The sequence below is a fragment of the Citricoccus parietis genome (genome assembly GCF_042433045.1).
Classification (GTDB): domain Bacteria; phylum Actinomycetota; class Actinomycetes; order Actinomycetales; family Micrococcaceae; genus Citricoccus; species Citricoccus parietis.
The window spans coordinates 1-1,295 of the sequence record NZ_JBHLWH010000062.1; the positions used below are offsets into that span (position 1 = coordinate 1).

Consider the following 1,295-nt stretch of genomic DNA (forward strand, 5'->3'; position numbering starts at 1 on the left):
CCACCGGTGTGATCCTTCGAGTCAACCTTGCACAGAATCCTCGAAAGGAGTCACCACGGTGACCGCTCCTTATATTGTCGACCCTGCCGGCCTCCTGGGCGAAGCCCTGTCCGAAGCCTCCCCGGATCTGATGCGCAACCTGCTGCAGACCGTGATCAATTCACTGCTCTCCGCCGACGCTGACGCGGTCGTCGGCGCCGAGTGGGGCAAACCCACGAGCACGCGCACGGCCCAGCGCAACGGCTACCGCCACCGCGAGCTGGACACCCGGGTCGGGACCCTCGACGTGGCCATCCCCAAGCTCCGATCCGGGACCTACTTCCCCGAGTGGCTGCTCGAGCGCCGCAAACGAGCCGAGTCCGCGCTGATCACCGTGGTGGCGGACTGCTACCTGGCCGGGGTCTCCACTCGCCGGATGGACAAACTCGTCAAGACCCTGGGCATCAACGCGCTGTCGAAGTCCCAGGTCTCGCGGATGGCCGAGGACCTCGACGAGCAGGTCGAGACCTTCCGCCACCGGCCCCTGGACGAGGCCGGTCCGTTCACGTTCGTGGCCGCCGATGCGCTGACCATGAAGGTCCGCGAGCATGGCCGCGTGATCAACGCGGTGGTGCTGCTGGCCACCGGGGTCAACGGCGACGGGCACCGCGAAGTCCTCGGGATGCGGGTGGCCACTTCCGAGACCGGTGCGGCGTGGAACGAGTTCTTCGCCGACCTCGTTGCCCGCGGGCTGACCGGGGTGAAGCTGGTGACCTCGGACGCCCACACCGGATTGAAGGAGGCGATCGCGGCCAACCTGCCTGGCGCCTCCTGGCAGCGTTGCCGGACCCACTACGCGGCCAACCTGATGGGCATCACCCCGAAGAGCATGTGGCCGGCCGTCAAGGCGATGCTGCACAGCGTGCACGACCAGCCCGACGCCACCAGCGTGAACGCCCAGTTCGACCGGCTGCTGGACTACGTCGGCGAGAAGTTGCCCGCAGTGGCCGAGCACCTCGACGTCGCCCGCGCCGATGTCCTGGCCTTCACTACGTTCCCGAAGGACGTGTGGACCCAGATCTGGTCCAATAACCCCCAGGAGCGGCTCAACCGCGAGATCCGGCGCCGCACCGACTCCGTCGGCATCTTCCCCAACCGGGCAGCCATCGTGAGGCTGGTCGGGGCCGTGCTGGCCGAGCAGACAGATGAATGGACCGAAGGCCGACGCTACCTCGGCCTCGAAGTCTTGGCCCGCTGCCGACTCACCCCCGTCGAGAACACCGGAGACGAGGTGGCCACCGAACCAGAAACCACAC

At 67.4% G+C, this 1,295-nt stretch carries 1 protein-coding gene; it reads left to right on the forward strand.

What is annotated here, in order from left to right; translation table 11 throughout:
* Positions 1 to 58 precede the first annotated feature (58 nt).
* On the forward strand, positions 59 to 1,295 hold a 1,237-nt coding region (locus tag ACFFIO_RS17335; RefSeq protein WP_378043714.1), incomplete at its 3' end, for an IS256 family transposase.